Source organism: Jannaschia seosinensis (genome assembly GCF_001408515.1).
In the GTDB taxonomy this organism is placed as follows: domain Bacteria; phylum Pseudomonadota; class Alphaproteobacteria; order Rhodobacterales; family Rhodobacteraceae; genus Jannaschia; species Jannaschia seosinensis.
In genome coordinates this window covers 37,331-61,037 of record NZ_CYPR01000228.1, presented here as the reverse complement: position 1 = coordinate 61,037, position 23,707 = coordinate 37,331, and the positions used below count along the sequence as shown (strand labels likewise).

At 68.2% G+C, this 23,707-nt stretch carries 18 protein-coding genes; 11 read left to right on the top strand and 7 right to left on the bottom strand.

The genetic code is table 11. The features are described from left to right. Positions 1 to 28: 28 nt before the first annotated feature. Positions 29 to 370 carry a hypothetical protein gene (locus JSE7799_RS17190; RefSeq protein WP_055664696.1) on the bottom strand — a complete coding sequence of 114 codons (342 nt, stop codon included), beginning with the start codon at positions 368 to 370 and terminating at the stop codon, positions 29 to 31. A gap of 328 nt (positions 371 to 698) precedes the next feature. Here JSE7799_RS17190 and JSE7799_RS17185 point away from each other — a divergent pair, with 328 nt between their 5' ends. The 4 genes from JSE7799_RS17185 to JSE7799_RS20695 all read left to right on the top strand — a co-directional run bounded on the left by JSE7799_RS17185 (position 699) and on the right by JSE7799_RS20695 (position 3,357). Then, positions 699 to 1,487: an exodeoxyribonuclease III gene (locus JSE7799_RS17185; protein WP_055664695.1), complete on the top strand. Its 789-nt coding sequence runs from the start codon at positions 699 to 701 to the stop codon at positions 1,485 to 1,487. A 58-nt stretch (positions 1,488 to 1,545) separates the two neighbouring features. Further along, positions 1,546 to 2,469 carry a tetratricopeptide repeat protein gene (locus JSE7799_RS17180; RefSeq protein ID WP_055664694.1) on the top strand — a complete coding sequence of 308 codons (924 nt, stop codon included), beginning with the start codon at positions 1,546 to 1,548 and terminating at the stop codon, positions 2,467 to 2,469. Between the two features lie 64 nt (positions 2,470 to 2,533). Beyond that, positions 2,534 to 3,178 carry an LON peptidase substrate-binding domain-containing protein gene (locus JSE7799_RS17175; protein ID WP_055664693.1) on the top strand — a complete coding sequence of 215 codons (645 nt, stop codon included), beginning with the start codon at positions 2,534 to 2,536 and terminating at the stop codon, positions 3,176 to 3,178. Between the two features lie 26 nt (positions 3,179 to 3,204). Continuing rightward, a complete protein-coding gene (locus tag JSE7799_RS20695; RefSeq protein WP_144431783.1) occupies positions 3,205 to 3,357 on the top strand; it encodes a Trm112 family protein in 153 nt (50 codons plus the stop codon). Between the two features lie 51 nt (positions 3,358 to 3,408). On the opposite strand, the gene JSE7799_RS17170 is transcribed toward JSE7799_RS20695, so the two are convergent. After that, the gene (locus JSE7799_RS17170) at positions 3,409 to 4,608 is read right to left on the bottom strand and encodes a UbiH/UbiF/VisC/COQ6 family ubiquinone biosynthesis hydroxylase (RefSeq protein WP_245624927.1); all 1,200 of its coding nucleotides are present in this window, start codon (positions 4,606 to 4,608) and stop codon (positions 3,409 to 3,411) included. 82 nt (positions 4,609 to 4,690) lie between these two features. On the opposite strand from JSE7799_RS17170, the gene JSE7799_RS17165 reads away from it, so the two are divergent. The 5 genes from JSE7799_RS17165 to JSE7799_RS17145 all read left to right on the top strand — a co-directional run bounded on the left by JSE7799_RS17165 (position 4,691) and on the right by JSE7799_RS17145 (position 11,570). Continuing rightward, positions 4,691 to 6,016 (top strand): amidase, encoded by a 1,326-nt coding sequence (locus JSE7799_RS17165; RefSeq protein ID WP_055664691.1) that lies wholly within the window; start codon positions 4,691 to 4,693, stop codon positions 6,014 to 6,016. Positions 6,017 to 6,139: 123 nt separating this feature from the next. Continuing rightward, positions 6,140 to 7,324, top strand: a complete 1,185-nt coding sequence (locus JSE7799_RS17160; protein ID WP_055664690.1) for an aminotransferase class I/II-fold pyridoxal phosphate-dependent enzyme — start codon at positions 6,140 to 6,142, stop codon at positions 7,322 to 7,324. Between the two features lie 11 nt (positions 7,325 to 7,335). Next, positions 7,336 to 10,077: a DNA translocase FtsK gene (locus JSE7799_RS17155; RefSeq protein ID WP_055664689.1), complete on the top strand. Its 2,742-nt coding sequence runs from the start codon at positions 7,336 to 7,338 to the stop codon at positions 10,075 to 10,077. 126 nt (positions 10,078 to 10,203) lie between these two features. Then, on the top strand, positions 10,204 to 10,803 hold the full coding sequence (locus tag JSE7799_RS17150) for a LolA family protein (RefSeq protein WP_055664688.1): 600 nt from the start codon (positions 10,204 to 10,206) through the stop codon (positions 10,801 to 10,803). A gap of 95 nt (positions 10,804 to 10,898) precedes the next feature. Further along, on the top strand, positions 10,899 to 11,570 hold the full coding sequence (locus tag JSE7799_RS17145) for an FkbM family methyltransferase (RefSeq protein ID WP_055664687.1): 672 nt from the start codon (positions 10,899 to 10,901) through the stop codon (positions 11,568 to 11,570). A gap of 57 nt (positions 11,571 to 11,627) precedes the next feature. Here JSE7799_RS17145 and JSE7799_RS17140 read toward each other — a convergent pair whose 3' ends face one another. Continuing rightward, entirely contained in the window at positions 11,628 to 13,655 is a 2,028-nt protein-coding gene (locus tag JSE7799_RS17140; RefSeq protein ID WP_055664686.1) for an NADPH-dependent 2,4-dienoyl-CoA reductase, read from the bottom strand. A gap of 207 nt (positions 13,656 to 13,862) precedes the next feature. Here JSE7799_RS17140 and ggt point away from each other — a divergent pair, with 207 nt between their 5' ends. After that, complete coding sequence (ggt, locus tag JSE7799_RS17135; RefSeq protein WP_055664685.1) at positions 13,863 to 15,602, top strand: gamma-glutamyltransferase; 1,740 nt, start codon at positions 13,863 to 13,865, stop codon at positions 15,600 to 15,602. A gap of 94 nt (positions 15,603 to 15,696) precedes the next feature. On the opposite strand, the gene JSE7799_RS17130 is transcribed toward ggt, so the two are convergent. The 4 genes from JSE7799_RS17130 to katG form a co-directional block, all read right to left on the bottom strand. Next, entirely contained in the window at positions 15,697 to 16,434 is a 738-nt protein-coding gene (locus JSE7799_RS17130; protein WP_222101802.1) for a Crp/Fnr family transcriptional regulator, read from the bottom strand. 202 nt (positions 16,435 to 16,636) lie between these two features. Further along, entirely contained in the window at positions 16,637 to 18,832 is a 2,196-nt protein-coding gene (locus tag JSE7799_RS17125) for a TRAP transporter permease (protein ID WP_055664745.1), read from the bottom strand. Positions 18,833 to 19,030: 198 nt separating this feature from the next. Then, entirely contained in the window at positions 19,031 to 20,017 is a 987-nt protein-coding gene (locus JSE7799_RS17120; protein WP_055664684.1) for a TAXI family TRAP transporter solute-binding subunit, read from the bottom strand. A 418-nt stretch (positions 20,018 to 20,435) separates the two neighbouring features. After that, entirely contained in the window at positions 20,436 to 22,646 is a 2,211-nt protein-coding gene (katG, locus tag JSE7799_RS17115) for a catalase/peroxidase HPI (protein WP_055664683.1), read from the bottom strand. A gap of 99 nt (positions 22,647 to 22,745) precedes the next feature. On the opposite strand from katG, the gene JSE7799_RS17110 reads away from it, so the two are divergent. Further along, the gene (locus JSE7799_RS17110; RefSeq protein ID WP_055664682.1) at positions 22,746 to 23,687 is read left to right on the top strand and encodes a hydrogen peroxide-inducible genes activator; all 942 of its coding nucleotides are present in this window, start codon (positions 22,746 to 22,748) and stop codon (positions 23,685 to 23,687) included. The last annotated feature ends 20 nt before the right edge of the window (positions 23,688 to 23,707 follow it).

The following is a 23,707-nucleotide window of genomic DNA, read 5'->3' as shown; positions in this document are numbered from 1 at the left end:
GAGACGTCCCGCAGCTATTTCGTCAAAGTCACTCGCTCTCGGCGCTCTCGCGGCGAATGCGGTCGACGATATCCACACCGACGGCAGGCGTTGCGTCGAAGGCCGTGGCACCGTTCAGACCGCGCAGATCGGCCGAGCTGTCCGCGTCACCGTTGAAGTGGTCGTAGACTGCGGCACGCACGCTCTCCGAGCGGGTGGAGACCACGGTGCCGGCGGTGCGGCCTTCCGGCAGGCGCAGGTCCTCGGAATTGGTCCGGTCGAGGTTGAAATGCGCGATGGCACCTGCGGGCCCTGCGGCGACCTGTGCGGTGGCGGGCAGACCGGCAAGGGCTGCGGCGGCGATCAGGGCGGAGGCGACGATGGTTTTCATGATGAAATTCCTTTCAGGTAGATCGGCCCCGAACCGGGCCGGTGGTCTGCGGGCGGGGCGGTCTGCCCTGCCGATGAGGGGGATATGCGGGCGGCAGACGCCAACCTCAATGCACGTGAGCGTGATAAACCTGAGATTTTTGTGCGCAAATGCACATATCGCCCGCCGTTTTGCATGGCTTCCCCGAACCGGGCGGACGGTTCCGAACCGCCTCCCGGTGGCAGCGCGGCCACGAAGCGGTATGACGCGTACAGCTTGCAAACCCGCCCGGGATCCTGTGCAGAGACCACTTGGCGAACCCTGCCCGAACCCCACGCCCGGAGACCGCATGCCCTTCACCCTCGCGACCTGGAACATCAACTCCGTCCGGCTGCGCGAGGCGCTCGTCCTGCGCCTTCTGGAGGAGGAGGCCCCCGACATCCTCTGCCTGCAGGAATGCAAGAGCCCGGTCGAGAAGATCCCCGTCGAAGGCTTCGAGAGGCTGGGCTATCGCTGGCGCGTCGCGCAGGGACAGAAGGACTATAACGGCGTGGCCATCCTGTCGAAGCGCCCGATGGAGGAGGCCGGCGCGGTCGATCACGCCGCGCTCGGCCATGCCCGCCACGTCGCGGGCCGGCTCGAGGACGGGACCGTCATCCACAATTTCTACGTCCCCGCCGGCGGCGACGTTCCCAACCGCGAAATGAACGTCAAATTCGGCCAGAAGCTCGACTACCTGCGCGACATGCGCGACGCCTTCCACGCCGAGGCGCCCGCGCGGTCGATCCTCGTCGGCGACCTGAACATCGCGCCGCGCGAGGACGACGTGTGGTCGCACAAACAGCTTCTGAAGGTCGTCAGCCACACGCCGGTCGAGGTCGCAGCCCTGGCCGAGACACAGGATTCGGGCGCCTGGGTCGACATCACCCGGCAGGACATCCCCGAGGGGCCGCTCTATTCGTGGTGGTCCTACCGCTCGCCCGATTGGGACGCGGCCGACAAGGGCCGGCGGCTCGACCACGTTTGGGCCACGCCCGACATCGCCAACGCCGCCCATTCGTCGCGCGTTCTGCGCCACGTCCGGGGGTGGGAGAAACCGTCGGATCATGCGCCGGTTCTGGCGACCTTCGACCTCTGAAACCCTTGGAAAGCGCCGCCGCGCGCCGCATATAGCCCCTCAACCAAGGAGGCCCCCCATGCTCGAACTCGGCCAGACACAGCAGCCCGCCGCACCGAACGACCTGATCCGCGACGTCACCGAAGCCACCTTCATGGCGGAGGTCGTCGAGGCGTCCATGACCGTGCCGGTGATCGTCGACTTCTGGGCCCCGTGGTGCGGGCCGTGCAAGACCCTGGGCCCGCAGCTGGAGCAGGCGGTGACCGACGCCAAGGGCCTCGTGCGCATGGCCAAGGTCGATGTGGACGGCGCCCAGCAGATCGCCCAGCAATTGCGCATCCAGTCGATCCCCACGGTCTACGCCTTCTGGCAGGGCCAGCCGGTCGACGGCTTTCAGGGCGCCATCAGCCAGGCGGAGGTCAAGGCCTTCGTCGACCGTGTCGCCGCGATGAACACGAACGGCGTGCCGGGCGATGACGGTCTGGGCGAGGCGCTCGCCGCCGCCGAGGAGATGCTGGCCGAAGGCGCGGCCATGGATGCCGGCCAGACGTTCGCCGCCATCATCGGCGAGGATCCCGAGAATGCCGCCGCGCATGGCGGGCTGATCCGCGCGCATATCGCCTTGGGCGAATTCGATCAGGCCGAGGGTCACCTGCTGCGCCTGACCGACGAGGTGGCGAAGGCCCCCGAGGTCGAGGCCGCGCGCGCGCAGCTCGCCCTCGCACAACAGGCCGCCAATGCCGGCCCCGTGGCCGAGTTGCAGGCCGCCGTCGAGGCCGATCCGGACAACCATCAGGCGCGCTTCGACCTTGCCGCCGCGCTGCAGGGTGCGGGCGATCTCGAAGGTGCGGTCGATCATCTTCTGGAACTCTTCCGCCGGGACCGGGATTGGAATGACGGGGCCGCGCGTGCGCAGCTGTTCACGCTGTTCGAGGCGGCCGGGCCGAAGGATCCGGTGGCTCAGAGAGGCCGGCGCAAGCTGTCCTCGATGATCTTCGTCTGAGACAAACGCGCACGTTTGCGCGAATGCCCTGTCATGTCCTGTGATGCGCCCTAAATCTCTGGCCATGTACCGCTCAGCCGATTTGCCCGCCAAAATCCCCGTGTTTCCACTGCCTGGTGCGCTGCTTCTGCCGCGCAGCCGGCTGCCGTTGCACATCTTCGAGCCGCGTTACCTGCAGATGATCGACGATTGCCTCAAGACCGAGCATCGCCTGATCGGCATGGTCCAGCCCCGCGCCCAGAAAACGGGCGACGGGCGCGAATTGCAGAGCATCGGCTGCGCCGGCCGCTTGACCCAGATCAGCGAGACCGAGGATCGGCGCTACATGGTCACCCTGTCGGGCGTGTCGCGGTATCGCATCACGCGCGAGGTGTCGGGATTTGAGCCCTATCTGCAGGCGGATGTGACCTGGGAAGGGTTCGAGCGCGATCTCGGCCGCCCCGAGGTGGACGAACGGTTCGACCGCCCCGCCTTCCTCGACCTGCTGCACCGCTATTTCGAGGATCAGGGCCTGTCGACCGATTGGGACAGCCTCAAGGATGCCGAGGAAGAATTGCTGATCAATTCCCTGTCGATGCTCTGTCCCTTCGAGCCAGAGGAAAAACAGGCGCTTCTGGAGGCCCCGTCCCTCGCCACGCGGCGCGAGACGGTGGTCACATTGATGGAAATCGCGCTGCGCGGCGGCACCGGAGAGGAGATGCTTCAGTGACCGACACCCCGCAACACGATCGTCGGATGCTGGAGGCGCTGGTCTGCCCGCAGACACAGGGCCTCTTGGTCTGGGATGCCGAGGCGCAGGAGTTGATCTCGAAATCGGCGGGCTTGGCCTATCCGGTGCGCGGCGGCATTCCGATCATGCTGATCGACGAGGCGCGCAAGCTGGATTGAGGGCGGGCCGCGGCGGTTACCGCCAGCGGTTCTTGCCCGGGAACGCGCCGACTAGCGCATCAGCCGGGGCAGGTCGCCGGTCAGCCCCGCCGCCTCGCGAATAAAACGGCGCCGTATCGCGGGCATCCGCGAGATCGCCCCCATCCCGAGATCGCGGCCCAGACGAAGGATTGGATTGTCGTTCGAGAACAGCCGGTTCACCGCATCCGTCGCGAACCCCATTGCCGCCGTGTCGAACCGGCGCCACCGCTCGTATCGCGCCAGAACGTCCGCCGCGCCGATATCCTCTCCCCGCGCCCGCGCCCCGCCCAGCACATCCGCAAGCGCCGCGACGTCCTTGATCCCGAGGTTCAGGCCCTGCCCCGCGATCGGATGGATCCCGTGCGCCGCATCGCCCACCAGCGCCACCCGGTCGGCGACGAAACGCTCCGCCAGACGCAGATCCAGCGGATAGGCATGGCGCGTGCCGGCAAGGGCGATATTGCCGAGAAAGCTGCCGAACCGGGGGCGGAGCACGTCCAGCCAGTTGGCCTCGTCCATCTCCATGATCCCGGCGGCGACATCGGGCGCCTCGGTCCAGACGATGCTGGAGCGGTTGCCCCGCAGCGGCAGGATCGCGAGCGGGCCGGGCGGCATGAAGAACTGGTGCGCCACACCGTCATGCGGCCGCTCATGCGCGACCACGCAGACGAGCGACGTCTGGCCGTATTCCTTCACCATGCGCCGGATGCCCGCCCGCTCCGCCACGCCGCTGCCCCGCCCGTCGCAACCCAGAAGGAGGCGCGCGGTCAGCGTGTCGCCCGCCGTGACGCGAACCTGTCCGGGCGCGGTCTCCTGCGCGGTGACGCGGGTGCCGAAGCGCATCTCGATCCGGTCGCTGGCCCGGCATGCATCGCGCAGCACCGGACGCAGGTACCGGTCCTCGACCATCTGGCCCATGAACGGCGCCCCGATCTCGGCCGCCTCAAACGCCAGATGCAGAGGTGCCGCCCCCTCGCCCGCGCGCCCGTCGCTGGCGCGAATGCCGGTGATCGGCTGCGCCTCGGCCTCCAGCGCGTCCCAAAGGCCTAGCGCCCGGAGCACGTGGACCGAGCCGAGCGCGACGGCATAGGACCGCCCGTCGAAATCGCGGCCCGCCTCCGGCTCGGGCGCGGCGTCGAGAACGACCGAGCGCAGGCCCGATTCGGCGAGGGCAAGAGCGGTGAGCGGGCCCGACAGCCCGCCGCCGACGATGATGACATCCGTATCCATAGGGCCTGATATGATCGTGCCGCCCGGCTTGTCCATCGCGGCGCCGATGCCTAGCGTACCGCGACCGGGACCGGAGGATACGATGCGAAACTGGCTTTGGATGAGCGCGGGCGATCTGGGACGGGGCATCGGCGACGGCACGATCGACCCCGAGGCCCTGTGCGACACCTATCTGGCCGCGATCGACGCGAATGCGGACCGCGACATCATCTTCGCGCGCCCGACCGAGGACCGCGCCCGCGCCGAAGCCGCGTCCGCCGCCACGCGCGCGAGGAACGGGACGCGCCGCGGCCCGCTCGACGGTGTACCCATCAGCTGGAAGGACATGTTCGACAGCGCGGGCACCGCAACCGAGGCGGGATCGGCGCTTCTGAAGGGCCGCGTCCCGGTCGACGATGCGGAGGTGCTGGCGAATGCCACGGCGGGCGGGGCGGTCTGCCTCGGCAAGACGCATATGAGCGAGCTGGCCTTTTCCGGCCTCGGCTACAACCCGGTGACCGCCACGCCGCCGAACCGGCACGACCGCGCCCTCGTCCCCGGCGGCTCCTCCTCCGGGGCGGCGGCCTCGCTGGCCTTCGGGCTGGCCCCGCTGGCGATCGGCTCCGACACGGGCGGATCGGTGCGCACCCCGGCGGCGTGGAACAACCTCGTGGGGCTCAAGACGTCGTGGGGCCGCGTGTCGATGCGCGGCTGCGTGCCCCTGGCCGAGAGCATGGACACGGTCGGCCCGCTCTGCCGCAACGTCGAGGACGCCGCGCTGGGCCTCGCGCTGCTGGAGGGGGGGCGTCCGACCGACCTCACCGGCGCCACGCTGAAGGGCCGCCGCTTCCTCGTGCTGGCCGATTACACCGAAAGCAGCCGCGACGCCCCGCGCGCCGCCTTCGAGGACGCCGTCGCGCGCCTCGAGGAGGCCGGTGCGGTCATCGCGCGTGGCGAGGTGCCGGCGGTCAAGACGGCGATGGACCTGACGCCCTGTCTGTTCTCGCCCGAGGCCTATGCGATCTGGCGCGACCGGATCGAGGCCGCGCCGGATCTGATGTTCGACCGCATCCTGCAACGCTTCCGCACCGGGCGGGACATGGACGCGGCCGACGTGCTGGCCGCTTACCGCACCCGCGCGGCCGCCGAGCGGGAATATCTGCGCGACACCGCCGGCTACGACGCGATCCTGCTGCCCACGGTCGCCAGCACCGCTCCCGACCGGCAGCGTCTGATCGAGGACGACGAGTATTACGTCACCGAGAACCTGCTGGCGCTGCGCAATACGCGGGTGGGCAACGTGCTGGGCCTGTGCGGGCTGACGCTGCCGACGGAGACGGCGATGTGCGGGCTGATGGCCCTGGCTCCGCCCATGGCCGAGGAACGGCTCCTGCGCCTCGGCGCGGCGATGGAGACGGCGCTGGCCTGATCCCGCACCCGGCCCGAAAGCCACACCCCGGCGGCCGCGCCGGATTTTCGTTGGACCCTTCAACCCCGGCCCTGCTATCGTAGCGAAAACGGGGCCGACAGAGCACCCGCACGAGGCATGAGCATGAATTCCCCAAAGCGGTTCTCCGAACTGCCCGAATACGCATTTCCGCGCCTGCGGACCCTGATCGGCGACCGCGCGCCGGGCAGCGACACCCCGATTCAGATGACCATCGGCGATCCGCGCCATCTTCCGCCCGCCTTCGTGGGCGAGGTGATCGCGCGCCATCAGGCCGCCTTCATGTCCTATCCGCCCAATGACGGCGCGCCGGAGCTTCTCTCCGCCTGCGCCGGATGGCTGAAGCGGCGCTACGACTACGACGCCGATCCCGACCGGCACATCCTTGCGCTCAACGGCACGCGGGAGGGGCTGTACAACACTTCGATGGCGCTTTGCCCGGAGACCAAGAACGGCAAGCGCCCCGTCATCCTGACGCCGAACCCGTTCTATCAGGTCTATGCCGTCGCCTCGCTCAGCGTGGGGGCAGAGCCGGTCTACGTGAACGCCACCGCCGAAACGGGACATCTGCCGGATTTCGGCGCGCTGGACGCGGAATTGCTCGACCGGACGGCGATTGTCTACATCTGCTCCCCCGCCAATCCGCAGGGGTCGGTGGCCTCGCTGGACTACTGGTCGGACCTGCTGCGCCTGGCCGAGCGGCACGATTTCAAGATCTTCGCCGACGAGTGCTACGCCGAAATCTATCGCGGCAGCCCGCCCACCGGCATCCTCGAGGCCGTGCGCGCCACGGGTGCCGATCCGGACCGCGTCGTGGCGTTTCACTCCCTGTCGAAGCGGTCGAACCTCGCCGGATTGCGGTCGGGTTTCGCGGTTTCGGGTCCGGGCAATATCGCGCGGATGAAGCAGCTTCGCGCCTATGCCGGCGCGCCCCTCCCCCTGCCCCTGCAGATGGCCGCCGCCGCCGTCTGGGATGACGAGGATCACGTCCGGGTCAACCGCGCCCTCTACGCCGAGAAATTCGCGGCCGCCGCGCGAATCCTCGGCCCCGAGCACATCCCCGAGGCAGGATTCTTCCTGTGGCTGCCCACGCCCGACGGGATAGACGGCGAAGCGGCGACGCTGAAGCTGTGGACCGAGACGGGCGTCAAGGTCCTGCCCGGTGCCTATCTGGCGCGTGACACGAAAGCCGGAAATCCCGGTGCCCAACATATCCGCGCCGCCCTCGTGGGGCCTCTCGACGAGACGATCGAGGGGCTGACCCGCCTGCGCGACGGATTGCAAACGTAAGAGGAGCCCCGATGGCCTATCAGGTGCGGCAACGCGATCCCCTTCTCGACAGCAACCTGCAGATCAGCCTCGCCCGCCGCGGACGTGAGGGGCTGGGCGTGCTGATGGTGATCCTGGGTCTGCTCATGGCGGCGATGCTCCTGAGCTACAGCCCCGAGGATCCGAACTGGCTGGCGGCGACCGACCGCGCGCCGCGCAACTGGCTGGGCATGTTCGGCGCGTCGTTGGCCGCGCCGCTCTATCTCGTGCTGGGTTACGGTGCGCTGGGCTTCGCGGCGGGGCTGATCGCGTGGGGCGTGCGGTTCGCGGGGCACCTGGGCTCGGAGAGGGCGCTGCCGCGCATCCTCTTCGTGCCGGCCTGGATGCTCCTGGTGTCGCTCTATGCCGCCTCGCTCGTGCCCGGACCGGATTGGACCCACGATTTCGGGCTGGGCGGGCTGTTCGGCGATACGGCGCTCGGGGCGCTTCTGTCGGTGCTGCCGATCACGGCGAGCATCGGGCTCAAGATCCTGTCCATCCTGATCGCGGTGGCTGCCCTCGTCTGCGGCGGCTGGGTGCTCGGCTTCACGCGCGAGGATGCGGTGAATGCGGGTGTCTATTTCCTCGAAGGGTTGGGCCATGCCATGCACGGCGTCCGCCTTCTGACCGGAACGGCCGCGCGGGGGACCGTTCGCGGCACCGCCGCCGGCGCGAGCGCGTGGCGCGAACGGCGGGCGGCACGGGCCGCGGCGCGCGAGGCGGCGCTTTACGGAGACGACGACAGAAGCGACGAGGCGCCGCGCCGCTCGTTCCTGTCCTGGCTGCCCAATCTCGGCGGTGCCGGTGCCGCCGCTGACGGCGACGACAGGGACGATTTCGACCATGACGACGAGGCGCCGGCCGGGGACCGCATCCAGGCCCGCATCGCCAACGCCGTGCGCACCCGCATGCGCCGCGCCGATGACGCAGAGGCCCCGGACGCCACGGCGCCGGAGGCACGCACGGAGCCTGTCCTGACCGCCGCCGCGCGGACGGAGGCGCCGCGCCCCGCGCAAGCCCAGATCGAAGCCTTCGACCTCGACGCCGATCCGCTGATCGAGACCGAGGAGGCCGAGGCACCGGCCGAACAGGCGCGCCCCGAAGCCGCCGGCGCGCCAGCCCCTCGCAGGGTCGTGCAGGCCCCCGTCCGTCCCGCGACCCCGTCGGCCCAGGCCCGCGCCGAGGCGCAATCCGGTGCGCGCGGCCGCGACGACGAGACCGGCTACGAGATGCCGCCGATCAACCTTCTCGCCGATCCGGGAACCGTCGAGCGCCACCACCTCTCCGAGGAGGCGCTGGAGGAGAATGCGCGCACGCTCGAGGCGGTTCTCGACGATTACGGCGTCAAGGGCGAGATCGTCTCCGTACGCCCCGGCCCCGTCGTGACCATGTACGAGCTGGAGCCCGCGCCCGGCCTCAAGGCGTCGCGGGTGATCGGGCTGGCCGATGACATCGCGCGGTCGATGTCGGCGCTCTCGGCCCGCGTCTCGACCGTGCCGGGCCGCTCCGTCATCGGGATCGAACTGCCCAACGAGCGGCGCGAGAAGGTCGTCCTTCGCGAGATCCTGTCGGCCGGCGATTTCGGCGACGACAGCCATGCCCTCCCGCTCGCGCTGGGCAAGGATATCAGCGGCGCGCCGATCATCGCCAACCTTGCCAAGATGCCGCACCTGCTGATCGCGGGGACGACCGGCTCGGGCAAGTCGGTGGCGATCAACACGATGATCCTCAGCCTCCTCTACAAGCTTCGCCCCGACGAATGCCGGATGATCATGATCGACCCGAAGATGCTGGAACTCAGCGTCTATGACGGCATTCCGCATCTTCTGTCGCCCGTCGTCACCGATCCGAAGAAGGCGGTCGTGGCCCTGAAATGGGTCGTGGGCGAGATGGAGGACCGCTACCGCAAGATGTCGAAGATGGGCGTACGCAACATCGACGGCTACAATGCCCGCGTCGCCGAGACGCTGGCGCGCGGAGAGATGTTCTCCCGCACGGTCCAGACCGGCTTCGACGACGAAACCGGCGAACCCGTCTTCGAGACCGAGGAGACGCTGCCGGAAAAGATGCCCTATATCGTCGTCATCGTCGACGAGATGGCCGACCTGATGATGGTCGCGGGCAAGGAGATCGAGGCCTGCATCCAGCGTCTCGCGCAGATGGCGCGCGCCTCGGGCATCCACCTCGTGATGGCCACGCAGCGCCCGTCGGTCGACGTCATCACCGGCACGATCAAGGCCAACTTCCCCACGCGGATCAGCTTCCACGTCACCTCCAAGATCGACAGCCGGACGATCCTGGGCGAGATGGGCGCCGAGCAGCTTCTGGGCATGGGCGACATGCTCTACATGGCCGGCGGCTCCCGGATCACGCGCGTCCACGGCCCGTTCTGCTCCGACGAGGAGGTCGAGGAGATCGTCAACCACCTCAAGAGCTTCGGCCCGCCGGATTACGCGTCGAGCGTTCTCGACGGTCCCGACGGCGAGGCGGCCGGCGATATCGACGCGGTCTTGGGCCTCGGCGGCAATACCGGCGGCGAGGACGCGCTCTACGATCAGGCGGTGGCCATCGTCGCCAACGACCGCAAATGCTCCACCTCCTACATCCAGCGCAAGCTCGGCATCGGCTACAACAAGGCCGCCCGTCTCGTGGAGCAGATGGAGGAGAACGGCGTCGTCACCGCCGCGAACCATGTCGGCAAGCGCGATATCCTGCTGCCCGATCCGAACGGCTGATCGGGCGGCGCAGCGCCTGACGGGCGCGTGACATCGCATAACCCGGGAAATCCGGGCGAGAGGGGCCTATATGCCCCTCGAACCGGTCGCCGCACGCGGCCCTCCCGAACGGAAAGACTCAAGGACATGCGCCTCGCCACCCTCGCCGCCCTCGCCCTCGCCGTCACCACCCTGCCCGCCACGGCGCAGATTTCGGTGGGCCAGATCTCGAACTATCTCAACTCCTTCCGCACCTCGCAGGCGGAGTTCACGCAGATCAATTCCGACGGCTCGATCTCGACAGGAGACCTCGCCATCCGGCGGCCGGGCCGCGCGCGGTTCGATTACGACGCGCCCAATAACGGCCTCGTCATCGCCGGCGGCAGTCAGGTCGCTGTCTTCGATCCCGTCTCCAACACTCCGCCGGAGCAATATCCCCTGAGTCAGACGCCGCTCAGCCTGATCCTCGCCGACAACGTCAACCTCGGGCGGTCCGGCATGGTCGTCGCGCATGGCGGCGACAACACGCAGACGGCGATCACGCTTCAGGATCCGGCGAACCCGCAATACGGCAATATCGAACTGATCTTCACGCCCGACCCGGTGACGCTGCGCCAATGGGTGATCACCGACGATACCGGGGCGCAGACGACCGTGGTGCTGGGCGACATGCGCACGGATGTCGGCCTCGGCGCGGGCCTGTTCAACATTCCGCAGGAAATGCGCGCGCGCGGCCTGAGCGAGTGATCGGGGCCGGGCGCGCCCCGGCTCACCGCAGGAACGCGTCCGGCCGCGCGGCAAGCGGGCCGGGCGCCGCCTGACCGAGGCCGGAGGGAGAGGACGTGCCCGACTTCACCATCCACGGCGTCCACCTGACCGTGCCGGACCGGATCCTGCGGCCACGGATCGCGGCGCGGCTTGCCGCCGGCGCCTACGAGCAGTTCGAGGCGGCGGCGGCGGCGCGCTGCATCACGTCCGGCGCGCGTGTGTTGGAGCTTGGGGCCGGCATCGGCTTCGTCTCCTGCATCTGCGCACGCGGCGCGGGGGCGGAGAACCTCGTCTCGGTCGAGGCCAACCCGCACATGCGCGACGTGATCCGCGCCAACCTTGACGCGAACGGCCATCAGGCGGCGACGCTGCTGCACGGGGCGGTCGGGGCGGCGGGTGCGGCCGAGACGGTCACATTCCGCTGCGCGCCCGCCTTCTGGGCCTCCGCCATCGCCGACGGATCGGGACGCGGCGAGGAGGTTGCGGTGCCGGTGCTGCGGCTTGCGGACCTGTTCGCGGCCTACCGCCCGAACGTCGTCGTGATGGACATCGAGGGCGGCGAGGCGGCGCTGTTCGACGCGCCGTGGCCCGATCACGTGGAGGCCGTGCTGATGGAGTTGCACCCCGAGGCCTATCCCGCGGCCATGATCGGGCGCATCTTCGACTGCCTGCTGCGCAGCGGCCTCGTCTACGCGCCCGACCTGTCGCGCAGTGCGGTGGTGGGGTTCCGGCGGGTCCGGGAATGACCCGGCACGCCAATTACCCATGGGTAATTGCCGCAAGACAATGATTCTCCTGAAGTTTTACAAGGCGGCAGCCAGCCGCGTCCCTTGGTCGATGGCCCGCTTCGCGTCCAGTTCGGCGGCCACATCCGCGCCGCCGATCACGTGCACGGCCACCCCCCGCGCCTCCAGCGCATCAGCCAGACGGCGCTCCGGCTCCTGCCCGGCGCAAAGCACGATCGTATCGGCGGGGATCACCTCCGGATTCTCCCGCGCCTCGCCATAGCTGACCAGCAGCCCGTCATCGGTGACGCGCTCGTAGTTCACGCCGCCCACCATCTTCACGTTCTTCATGCGCAGCGTTGCGCGATGGATCCAGCCGGTGGTCTTGCCGAGACGTCGGCCCGGCGCTTCGGCCTTGCGCTGCAAAAGCGTGACCTGCCGCGCGGGCGCTTCGGGACGCGGACCTTCGGGGGCCAGACCGCCGCGCTGCGCCTCGGGATCGGTGACGCCCCAGTCGCGCAACCATTCGGGCAGGTTGACAGTCGCGGAATGGCCGTCATGGACCAGATGGTCGGACACGTCGAATCCGATTCCCCCCGCGCCCACCACGACGACCCGTGCGCCGACCTTTGCCGTGCCGCGCAGGACGTCGATATAGCTGACGACCTTCGGGTCGTCCTGCCCCGGAATGTGCGGATCGCGCGGGCTGACGCCGGTGGCGACGATCACCGCGTCATAGGCCGACAGGTCGTCGGCCGTAACCTCGGCGTTCAGCCGGACCGTCACGTCCCGGACCTCCAGCATGGTCTCGAACCAATCCACGAAGCCGCGGAATTCCTCCTTGCCGGGGATGACCTTGGCGAGGTTCAACTGCCCGCCCACCTGCGCGGCCCGGTCGAACAGCGTTACGCGGTGCCCCCGCTCCGCCGCGGTCAGCGCCGCCGAAAGACCCGCCGGCCCCGCGCCGATCACGGCGACGGATTTCGGCGCATCGGTCTGCGCGACCACGATCTCCGTCTCGTGGCAGGCGCGCGGATTGACGAGGCATGTGCTGATCTTGCCGGCGAATGTGTGGTCGAGACAGGCCTGGTTGCAGGCGATGCAGGGCGCGATCTCGCGCGCACGCCCCGCCGCCGCCTTCGCCACGAAATGCGGATCGGCAAGAAACGGGCGCGCCATCGACACGAGATCGGCGCAGCCGTCGGCCAGGACCGCTTCGGCCACATCGGGCATGTTGATCCGGTTCGACGTCACCAGCGGGATCGAGACCTTCCCCATCAGCTTCTTCGTGACCCAGGAGAAGGCCGCGCGGGGCACCGAGGTGGCGATGGTCGGAATCCGCGCCTCGTGCCAGCCGATGCCGGTATTGATGATGGTGGCGCCCGCCGCCTCGACGGCTTGGGCAAGATCCACGACCTCCTCGTGCGTGGATCCGTTCGGGATCAGGTCGATCATCGACAGGCGGTAGATGAGGATGAAATCCGGGCCCACAGCCTCGCGGCAGCGGCGCACGATCTCGACCGGCAGGCGCATCCGGTTGGCATAGGACCCGCCCCATTCGTCGTCGCGGTGGTTGGTATGGGTGACGAGGAACTGGTTGAGGAGGTAGCCCTCCGACCCCATGATCTCGACGCCGTCATATCCGGCTTCGCGCGCGCGGCGGGCGGCGGTGACGAAGTCGGCGATCTGCTTTTCGATCCCCTCGGCATCGAGCGCCTTGGGCGGAAACGGCGAGATCGGCGATTTGACGGCCGACGGCGCCACGCATTCCGGCCCGTAGGCATAGCGCCCGGCATGGAGGATTTGCATCGCGATCAGCGCGCCTTCGGCATGGACCCGTTCGGTGACGATCCGGTGGTTGGCGATGTCCTGATCGGTGAAGAGGCCCGCCGCGCCGGGGAACACGCCGCCCTCGCGGTTCGGGGCCATGCCGCCCGTGACCATCAGCGCCACACCCCCCCGCGCGCGTTCGGCATAGAACTCCGCCACGCGGTTCCAGTCCTTCGTCTCTTCAAGATTGGTGTGCATCGATCCCATGATGACGCGATTCTTCAGCGCCACATGTCCCAGGTCGAGCGGGGCGAGGAGGTGGGGGTAGTCGGACATGGCGTGCGTCTCCGGTCGGTGTCGGCGCAAAGGTCGGGCATCGGCGGCCCGCGCACAAGGCGGGCGTGCCGTTCCGTCACGTCCCCCGCAACCCCGGATCGTGCGGTGCGGTGTGCCGCCGAGACGGCGGGGCGTGACGATCCGGGGTTGCTTCGGCCAGCAAACGGCGCATCCTTCCCCCACGGCACCATGATGAGGAGAACGACGATGCGGACGGCTCTAGCCCTGATGATGCTCACCAGTCCCGCTTTCGCGCAGCAGGCCGCGGATGCCGTCGCGCCCGAAGCGGCAACCGGCCTCTCCCCCGAGGTTGCCGCCCCCGTGGAGGCGCAGGACTGGATGGTCGCCGCCGCCAACCCATTGGCCGCGGAGGCCGGTGCCGAGGTGCTGCGCGCTGGCGGATCCGCCGCCGATGCGATGGTCGCAGTGCAGACGGTTCTGGGCCTCGTCGAGCCGCAATCGAGCGGGTTGGGCGGGGGGGCATTCCTCGTCTGGTACGATGCGGAGACGGGTGAGCTTACGACGCTCGACGGGCGGGAGACGGCACCCGCGGCGGCGACGCCCACGCTGTTCCTGACCGAGGACGGCGAGACGATGGGCTTCTTCGACGCCGTGGTCGGCGGTCTGTCGGTGGGCACGCCGGGCACCCCCATGCTGATGGAGGAGGCGCATCGCCGCTGGGGCCGGGCGAACTGGCCGGACCTCTTCGACGCGGCGATCGGGCATGCCGAGGACGGATTCGCCGTTTCGCCGCGCCTTGCCACGCTCGTCGCCGAGGATGCGGAGCGGCTGTCCTCCGATGCGGCCACGGCGGATTACTTCCTGCCTGACGGAGAGCCGATCGCGGAGGGGTCGACCCTGCGCAACCCGGCCTATGCCGAGACGCTGCGCGCCTTGGCGGAGAGGGGCACCGACGCCTTCTACGAGGGCGAGATCGCCGAGGGTATCGTGGCCGCCGTGCGTGGTGCGGCGCAGCCCGGCCTTCTGTCGCTGGGCGATCTTGCCGCCTATGAGGTGATCGAGCGGCCGGCCGTCTGCGCGCCCTATCGCGGCCACGACGTCTGCGGCATGGGGCCGCCCTCGTCGGGCGGGCTGACCGTGGGCCAGATCCTCGCCATGATCGAGCCCTACGAGATCGGCGAAATGGGTCCCGACTCGCCCGAGGCGTGGCGGCTGATCGGCGACGCCTCGCGCCTCGCCTTCGCGGATCGGGGCCGCTACATGGCCGACAGCGACTTCGTGCCGGTGCCGAACCTGCTCGATGCGCAGTACCTGGACCTGCGCGCGGACCTTCTGGCGGGCGACGATGCGCTGCCCGAGGTTTCGGCCGGCTCACCCCCTTGGGAACATGCGATGCTGGACCTGCCGGACTGGGGCGACGGCTGGACGCCGTCGATGCCGTCCACCTCCCACATCTCGATCGTGGATGCCGAGGGGAATGCCCTGTCGATGACGACGACTATCGAGAACGGCTTCGGCAGCCGCGTTCTCGCGCCCGGTGGCTTCCTGCTGAACAACGAACTGACGGATTTCAGCTTTTCCACGCATGAAGACGACCGTCCCGTCGCCAACCGGGTCGAACCGCGCAAGCGGCCCCGCTCCTCGATGGCGCCGACGATCGTGATGCGCGACGACGCGCCGGTGATGGTGGTCGGATCGCCCGGAGGCAGCCGGATCATCGGCTACGTGGCCAAGACCATCATCGCACATCTGGATTGGGGCATGGACGTGCAGCAGGCGGTCGCGCTGCCGCATCTGGTCAACCGGTTCGGGACCTATGACCTTGAGGCCGGAACCGCGGCGGAGGCGCTGGCAGAGCCGCTGACGGAGATGGGCTACGAGGTGAACCTGCGCGACCTCACCTCGGGGCTGCATGCCATCGCGGTCGGCGAAACCCTGACGGGCGGGGCCGACCCCCGGCGCGAGGGCGTGGCGATCGGCGAGTGAGCTTGGGGCGGCGTGCCTGCGCCGCCCGACAATCCGGCGTCGCGGCTGCTGCAGGTTGAGCGGCCGCGTCGTCTGGGCGCCGACCGGTCGGCGATCAGGTGTCGGGAAACCAGCTTGTGTCCATGTCGGCGTAGCGATCGCAGAAATCGGTGAGCCGTTCGAGCTTGGACGCATCGCGCAGGGTGATGTGACCTTCCGAGCGGACGATCTCGCCCTCATCCTCCATCTGGATCATCGTGCGGCTGACATAGACGTTGGTGATCCCAAGGTAGTCGGCGATCTGTTGCTGCGTCAGCGGCAGCCGGAACCGGTCGGTCACCGCCGGATCGGTCATGCGCAGCCGGGCGCGGAAGTCGAGCAGCATGTGCGCGATCCGTTCCCGTGCGCTCATCCGGCCCATGGCGCGCAGGAGATCGATGAACACCACCTGATCGCGCAACGCGATCGATAGCATCAACGCCGACAGGCGGGGGGATTCGCGCAGGATCACGCTGAGCGCGGATTTCGGGAACGGGCAGAGCGTCACGTCATCGACGCAACGAAGCGTCGTCGTCGCGTTGCGAAAGGCGATGTCGGGAAACCCGATTACGTCTCCGGGATGATGAACCGTTACGATCTGGCGTCGCCCGTCGGGCATGTTGGTGAAACTGAACGCCCAGCCCGCCTTCAGAACGAAGAGATCTCCGTTCCGGTCGCCCGCGCGATGCACGTCCGAGCCGCGCGGGCAAGGACGTTCCTCCTCCTCGAGCGTGGCGAGCCGCTCGAGATCCCGCTCGGACAGGGGCGCGTAGCGCGACAGCTTTTCGACGAGACAGCTTTTGGTTTCGGCCATGATCATTCCCCTTGCAGGCCGGACCGTTCGCAGACCGGAGCCAAGCCCTCCATACCATCTTTAGCCGAAAACCGAAGGCATTGATCCTCCCGAGGTTGAGCGGATTGTATCGGCTCCCTCGAACGCGCCGAACGGAAGCCGGCACTGCGCAACGATGTCGGAGTCCACCGGCCCCGGTCAGACCGGGACCGGGTGCGCCACCTCAACTCTCGGCGGTGCGGGTGGCGGTCATTCGTCCCAGCAGGAACAGCACGAGCGCGCCGCCGATGCCGATCGCGTCCGAGATCAGCCCGCCCTCGATCATGAACAGCGCCACCACGATCAGCGCCCCCCGGATCACCGGGTTCGCACGTCCGCCGACCCACCAGCCCTGCACGCCCGAAGACAGGAGGAACACACCGAAGGTCGCCGTGAGGCCCGCGCGGATCACCTCGAACCAGGTGCCGTCCATCAGGATGGCGGAGTTGTAGAAGAACATGAACGGCACGATGAAGGCCGAGATGCCGATCTTGAACGAAGCCATGGAGGTCGCCATCGGGTTCGCGCCGGAAATGCCCGCCGCCGCATAACTCGCCAGCGCCACGGGCGGCGTGATCGCCGAGACGACGGCGAAGTAGAACACGAAGAAGTGCGCCGTCAGGATCGGGATGCCCAGTTGCACAAGGCCCGGCGCCACGACCGAGGCGGCGACGGCATAGGCGGCCGTGGTCGGCATCCCCATGCCCAGCAGGATCGCGATGCACATGGCGAAGAACAGCGCCAGAAGCTGGTTCGCCTCGGCGATGTTGAGCAGAACCGAGGAGAACCGCGCACCCACTCCGGTCAGGGAGATCACGCCGACGATGATGCCCGCACAGGCGCAGACGGCGATGATCTGGATCGACATCGTTCCGGCCAATTCGAACGCCCGCGAAATCGACTTCGGCCCCATCCGGTAGGGGGTGAGCCAACTGACCACCGCGGCGGCGGCCGTCGCGAGCGTGCCCGCCCGGATTACCGAATAGCCCATGAACAGAGCCACGATGAGGATGAGGATCGGCAGGAACAGGAATACGCGGCGGATCATGTCGCGGAACTTGGGCAGCTCGTCCTCGCGCATGCCGCGCATGCCGAGTTTCGCGGCCTCGAAATCGACCATGAAGTAGATCGACACGAAATAGAGGATCGACGGGATGATCGCCGCGATGGCGATGTCGGTATAGGGGATGCCGGTGATCTCGGCCATGATGAAGGCGCCCGCGCCCATGATCGGCGGCATGATCTGTCCGCCGGTGGAGGCGGCGGCCTCGACCGCGCCGGAGGTCGTCGACCTGTAGCCGACCTTCTTCATCAGCGGGATGGTCAGCGACCCTGTCGCCACGACGTTGCCCGCCGAGGTGCCGTTGATCATGCCCATCAGGCCGCTCGCGAAGATCGCCACCTTGGCCGGTCCGCCGCGCGCGCGCCCGGCGGCGGCGAAGGCGAAGTTGACGAAGTAGTCGCCGACCTTCGATGCCTGCAGGAAGGCCGCGAAGATGATGAAGAGGATGATGTAGGTGGAGCTGACGGCGACGGTCGGGCCGAGGATGCCGGCATCGGTATAGACCTGGCTGAAGAACCGCTCCCACGCGATATCCGGCGCGTTCAGGAAACCGGGCAGCATGTCACCCACGAAGACGTAGATCAGAAACACACCCGCGATGATGATGAGCGCGAGGCCCGCCACGCGGCGCGTCAGTTCCATGATCAGCGCGGTGCCGGCAACGGCGGCCAGTGAGATGCCGATCGGGGCGAACGGCGTGCCGGTCGAGTTCCGCATCAGCGTGCTGTAGATGGTGATGAGGTAGATCGCGACCGCGATGCCGCAGACCGACAGGACCACGTCCACCGGGGCGATGGTGCCGCGCATGCGCGGCCGCGCCCATCCCAGCAGGATCCCGCCCGCCGTCGCCACAAGGAGCGGGACGCCGTAATGCCAGATCTCGGCGGTGCGGATCGCCTCGTCGATGCCGTTCCACATCACCCCGCTCGCGATTTCGCCCGCGAAGCCCAGGGCCGTCCAGCAGGCATAGAGCGCCGGAAGGAGGAACACCCAGGACACAAGGTCGAGCGGATGGCGGCCGCCGCCGTCCTCGTCGGGAAAGGCGCGTGCGGAATAGAGCGTGAAGCCGAGGATCAGCGCGCCCGCGATATGCACGATGCGGAAGTTCCAGGTCTCCATCGGGAAGACCGGCAGGAACGGGATCGATACGCCCGTCCAGGACGAGATCGACCAGCCGTTGAGCGCGGCGAGGTGAAACAGCGCGTAGAACCCCGACATGCCCGCGATGATCAACCATGTCGTCCCGTCGAAGAGACGCCGGTTTCCTTCGACCGGTTCATCGTCGACGCCTTGGGCGACGAGGGGGCCGTCGGTCATGCCGTCGCTGCGATCGTCCCGGCGGCGGGCTTCGAGATCGTCGGCATCGGGCTTGGGGTCTTCGGGCGCCATGGCGGTGTCCTCTGGTGACGGCCGCTCCGTCGCGACGGGGGCCGGTGTCTGAACGTCCCTCAGGCGTCGTTGCGCCCCGAATGCGTCCGGGGCCGCGAAATGGCGGCCCCGGCGCGGATCATTCGATCAGTTTCCGTGGATCTGATCTTCGGGAATGTCGGCTCCGGCATTCTCGATGAACCACTGCGCGGCGCCCGGGTGCCAGGGCAGGACGCCGTTGTTCTTGTCCCAGTTCTCCGGAACCGTCGAGGTGGCGGCGCGGTGGATGTTCACCATCCGCTCGTGGTCGGACATCACCGTGTCGACCACCGCGTTCACGAAGGAGGCGGGCAGGTCGCAATTGGCGATGGCGAAGTTCCACATCGACACGGACCGCGCCGGCTCCTCCAGCGTGGTGTAGGTCGAGGCCGGGATCTCGAACTCGGACACGGGGAAGGCTTCGGTGATCTTCTGCTGCTCTTCCTCGGTGAACTCGATGATGTTCACGTCTGTCTGCACCTCGAGCTGGCTGACCGCGGGGACCGGCACGCCGGCGGCGAACGCGATCACGTCGAGCAGGCCGTCCTGAAGCTGGCCACCCAGATCGGACCAGCCGCCGTTGCGGCGCTCATACTCGACGCCAAGCTCGTCCATCATCCGCGGGAAGTAGGTGTCGGAGGTGGAGCCGGCGGGGCCGAAGCCGATCCGCGCGCCTTCGGGGATGTCGGAGATCGACTCGATGCCCGACGAGGCCAGCGCGGTCACGCTGAACGGCGTCTGGTACATCGGGAACATCGCACAGGCATTGGTCATTTCGAGACCCGGCGCGATCGGATTCTCGCCCGCGATCGACTCGCGCGCCGGACCCATCGTCGTCATGCCGAAGGCGGCGTCACCGGTATGGACCAGTGCCATGTTCTGCATCGGGCCGCCGGTGACTTCGCCGCCGCCGGTCAGGCCCAGCTCGTCGGCCACGAGATTGGCCCAGCCGGAGCCGTAGGAAAAATAGGTGCCGCCCTGGCTGGCCGTGCCGACGGTAAAGCTCTCGGGCCAGCCTTCGCGGTCGAGATGCGCCTCGGCGAAGGCTGCGGTCGATGCGAGTGCGGTCGCGGCGAAGATCGCTGCTGTCTTCATTGGTTCAATCCTCCACTGATGTCGCCGCGGCCCTTGCCGGACCGTCGACGTCGCCCGCGAAGCAGCCCCCGAGGCGGGAACGTGACGATCGCGGATCGGACCGGGCATAGCAGGCGGACCCGATGGATGCCAGAAGATCCGAATCGGGCGCATGGGCCCGGTTGCTGCAGATCCTTGATATCACTGCGGTACCGCTAACACGATACGGGCCGCAGGACGGCGCGCCCTCTTCGTGCCTCGGGATGCGGCCGGGGGGGGGGAGGAGCCGTGTTCACCGCGAAGTGGCGGACATCAGATCGCTCCTGCGTCGTGCAGCAGCGCCATTGGGCATTACAGAAAAGGCCGCGCCTTATCAGGACGCGGCCTTTCATGCATAACGAGATGCTACCGGGCGGGGTGCGTCCCCCCGCCCGCCGGATCAGCGCAGATCGAAGCGGTCGAGCTCCATCACCTTGACCCATGCCGCCACGAAGTCGCGCACGAACTTCTCGCCCGCATCGGCCTGGGCATAGACCTCCGACTGGGCCCGAAGCTGCGAGTTCGAGCCGAAGACGAGATCGCACCGCGTGCCGGTCCAGCGCGGCGTGCCGCTCTTGCGGTCGCGGCCCTCGAAGAGGGTGCCGTCCTCGTCCGTCGCCTTCCACTCGGTCGCCATGTCGAGCAGGTTGACGAAGAAGTCGTTCGTCAGAACGCCCGGACGATCGGTCAGCACACCGTGCTTCGTGCCCGCGTAATTCGCGCCGAGCGCCCGCAATCCGCCGATCAGCACCGTCATCTCGGGCGCGGTGAGCGTCAGGAGCTGGGCCCGGTCGACCAGCATCTCTTCGGCGGAGATGCTGAGCTGCTTGGGCTGGTAGTTGCGGAAGCCGTCGAGGACGGGCTCCAGCGGCTCGAAGCTCTCGGCGTCGGTCAACTCCTGCGTCGTGTCGCCGCGGCCGGGGGTGAACGGCACCTCGATGTCGTGACCGGCCTCGCGGGCGGCCTTCTCGACCGCCGCCGAACCGGCCAGCACGATCATGTCGGCCATCGAGACCTCGCCGTCGAACTCGGTGCGCACACCTTCCAGCACGGACAGGACATGCGCCAGCTTCTGCGGCTCGTTCACCTCCCAGTCCTTCTGCGGCGCGAGACGGATGCGCGCGCCGTTGGCGCCGCCCCGACGGTCCGAGCCGCGGAAGGTCGAGGCCGCAGCCCAGGCGACCGAGACCAGATCGGCCACGGACAGGTCGGTGGCCAGTACCGCGTCCTTGAGCGTCGCCACCTCGTCCGGGGTCAGGTCCGGGTTGCCGTTGGCGGGGATCGGATCCTGCCAGATCAGATCCTCGTCCGGCACCTCGTCGCCGAGATAACGAACCTTCGGCCCCATGTCGCGGTGGGTCAGCTTGAACCAGGCGCGCGCGAAGGCATCCGCGAACTTGTCGGGATTGGCGAGGAAGTCCTCGCAGATCGCCCGGTAGGCCGGGTCCGTCTTGAGCGCGAGATCGGCGGTCGTCATCATCGGCGCATGGCGCACGCCCTCACGGTGGGCATCCGGCACGGCGTCGGCCATCGCCCCGTTCGCAGGCTTCCACTGCCACGCCCCGGCGGGGGATTTCGTCAGCTCCCATTCGTTGCCCAGCAGGATCTCGAGATAGGACATGTCCCAAGTGATCGGCGTGGGCGTCCACGCCCCCTCGATCCCCGACGTGGTGGTGTGCTCGGAATGGCCGCTGTCGAATGCGTTCTTCCAGCCGAAGCCCATATCCTCCATGCGACCGCCCTCGGGCTCCGCACCGATATTGGAGACATCGCACGCGCCGTGGCACTTGCCGAAGGTGTGACCGCCAGCGGTCAGCGCGACGGTCTCCTCGTCGCCCATCGCCATCTTGGCGAAGGTATCGCGGATATCCTCGGCGGATTTCGCCGGGTCCGGCTCGCCGTTGCGGCCTTCGGGATTGACGTAGATCAGGCCCATCTGCACGGCGGCAAGCGGGTTCTCGAGGAAGCGGCCCTCGCCCTCATGGGCCATGTAGCGCTTGTCCTTGTTGTCGAGCCACTCGTCTTCCATGCCCCAATAGACGTCTTCCTCGGGCTCGTAGATGTCCTCGCGCCCGCCGCCGAAGCCGAAGGTCTTGAGGCCCATCGTCTCGAGCGCGACATTGCCGGTCAGGATGAACAGGTCAGCCCAGGACAGGGCGTTGCCGTATTTCTGCTTGATCGGCCACAGCAGGCGGCGCGCCTTGTCGAGGTTGCCGTTATCGGGCCAGGAATTCAGCGGGGCGAACCGCTGCGAGCCGGAGGTCGAGCCGCCGCGGCCGTCGCCGGTGCGGTAGGTGCCGGCCGAGTGCCACGCCATGCGCACGAAGAACGGGCCGTAATGGCCGTAATCGGCGGGCCACCAGTCCTGACTGTCGGTCATCAGGTCGGCGAGGTCTTTCTTGACCGCCGGCAGGTCGAGACCGCGGAACGCCTCGGTATAGTTGAACCCTTCGTCCATCGGGCTCGTCTCGGGCAGGTTCTGGTGCAGGATCTTGAGGTTGAGCTGGTTCGGCCACCAGTCGCGGTTGCTGCGGCCGCGGCCCGTGGTGTGGAAGGTGGCATTGTGGATGACGGGACACTTGCCGCCGGTCTGGTTCTCGGATCCGTCCATGACGTATCTCCCTCGGGTTGGAATTTCTTGAGGCCCACTTAACAGCCCGGCGCCATACATATAAGTTGTATTTCTTAATCCCACCGATAACCTGTTCCTATGGCCGATCCGACCCTGAAACAGATGCGCTATTTCGAGGCGCTCGCCCGTTACGGTCATTTCGGCCGGGCGGCCGAAGCCTCCGCAATTTCGCAGCCCGCCCTGTCGGTCCAGATCCGCGAACTGGAGAACACCCTGGGCGCCGCTTTGTTCGAGCGCGGCGCGCGTGGCGCCCGGCTGACGGCCTTCGGGCGGCAGGTCGCCGAACGTGTGCGCGCCATCCTGCGCGCCGTGGACGAGCTGGGCGAACTGGGCCGGATCTCCCAAGGCGGCTTTTCGGGCTCCTTCCGGCTGGGCGTGATCCCGACCGTGGCGCCGTATCTGCTGCCGTCGCTGGTCGCCACGCTGTCGCGGACGCATCCCGAACTCGATCTCGTGATGCGCGAGACGATCACGCCCCGCCTGATCGACGGGTTGCAAGACGGCTCACTCGACGCGGCCCTCGTGGCCTTGCCGATCTCGGACCCGTCGCTGACGACGGCTGAACTTTTCGACGAGCCGTTCCTCTTGGTCCGGCCCGAACGTGACGCCGACGCGCCGACGCCCGCGCCGGATGCGCTGGACCGGATGCGGCTTCTTCTTCTGGAGGAAGGGCACTGCTTTCGCGATCAGGCCTTGGCCGTCTGCGCGACCACGGCCACGGGCACGCGCCACGGGCTCGACGGATCGTCCCTTTCGACGCTGGTGCAGATGGTGGGCGCGGGGCTTGGCATCACGCTGATCCCCGAAATGGCGGTGCCGGTCGAGACGCGTTCCGCTCCGGTTGCGGCGACGCGGTTTCCCGATCCGCAACCGTCGCGCCGCATCGGTCTCGTGTGGCGGCGCAGCTCGCCGCTGGCCGCCTCGCTCGAGGGGCTGGCGGAGACGCTTCGCGCGGCCGCGGCGGCGGGATGGCGGGAGGCCGCGACCGCAAGCCGTGCGGGGAACTCGACAGAGCGCTGACCCTCCGCCTAACATGTCAG